This window comes from Streptomyces longispororuber (genome assembly GCF_014656095.1).
In the GTDB taxonomy this organism is placed as follows: Bacteria; Actinomycetota; Actinomycetes; order Streptomycetales; family Streptomycetaceae; genus Streptomyces; species Streptomyces longispororuber.
Genome location: NZ_BNBT01000267.1, coordinates 1 through 1,215, shown reverse-complemented (window position 1 = coordinate 1,215; position 1,215 = coordinate 1). Strand labels below are relative to the sequence as shown.

1 rRNA gene (only partly in view) is annotated in these 1,215 nt (G+C 56.1%); it reads left to right on the top strand.

Annotated features, from left to right (window positions below):
- A 23S ribosomal RNA gene (locus tag IE330_RS37590) occupies positions 1 to 1,174 on the top strand; it begins 2,025 nt to the left of the window's first position.
- Positions 1,175 to 1,215 lie beyond the last annotated feature (41 nt).

Below are 1,215 nucleotides of genomic sequence, written 5' to 3'. Positions count from 1 at the left end.
CAGAGCTGGGGGTGGCCGCAGAGACCAGCGAGAAGCGACTGTTTACTAAAAACACAGGTCCGTGCGAAGCCGTAAGGCGATGTATACGGACTGACGCCTGCCCGGTGCTGGAACGTTAAGGGGACCGGTTAGTGCGCTTTCGGGCGTGCGAAGCTGAGAACTTAAGCGCCAGTAAACGGCGGTGGTAACTATAACCATCCTAAGGTAGCGAAATTCCTTGTCGGGTAAGTTCCGACCTGCACGAATGGCGTAACGACTTCTCGACTGTCTCAACCATAGGCCCGGTGAAATTGCACTACGAGTAAAGATGCTCGTTTCGCGCAGCAGGACGGAAAGACCCCGGGACCTTTACTACAGTTTGATATTGGTGTTCGGTTCGGCTTGTGTAGGATAGGTGGGAGACTGTGAAGCATGCACGCCAGTGTGTGTGGAGTCGTCGTTGAAATACCACTCTGGTCGTGCTGGATGTCTAACCTGGGTCCGTGATCCGGATCAGGGACAGTGTCTGATGGGTAGTTTAACTGGGGCGGTTGCCTCCCAAAGGGTAACGGAGGCGCCCAAAGGTTCCCTCAGCCTGGTTGGTAATCAGGTGTTGAGTGTAAGTGCACAAGGGAGCTTGACTGTGAGACTGACGGGTCGAGCAGGGACGAAAGTCGGGACTAGTGATCCGGCGGTGGCTTGTGGAAGCGCCGTCGCTCAACGGATAAAAGGTACCCCGGGGATAACAGGCTGATCTTCCCCAAGAGTCCATATCGACGGGATGGTTTGGCACCTCGATGTCGGCTCGTCGCATCCTGGGGCTGGAGTCGGTCCCAAGGGTTGGGCTGTTCGCCCATTAAAGCGGTACGCGAGCTGGGTTTAGAACGTCGTGAGACAGTTCGGTCCCTATCCGCTGTGCGCGTAGGAGTCTTGAGAAGGGCTGTCCCTAGTACGAGAGGACCGGGACGGACGAACCTCTGGTGTGCCAGTTGTTCTGCCAAGGGCATGGCTGGTTGGCTACGTTCGGGAGGGATAACCGCTGAAAGCATCTAAGCGGGAAGCCTGCTTCGAGATGAGGACTCCCACCCACTTGATGGGGTAAGGCTCCCAGTAGACGACTGGGTTGATAGGCCAGATATGGAAGCCTGGTAACGGGTGGAGTTGACTGGTACTAATAGGCCGAGGGCTTGTCCTCAGTTGCTCGCGTTCACTGTGTTGGTTCTGAAACCACGAACA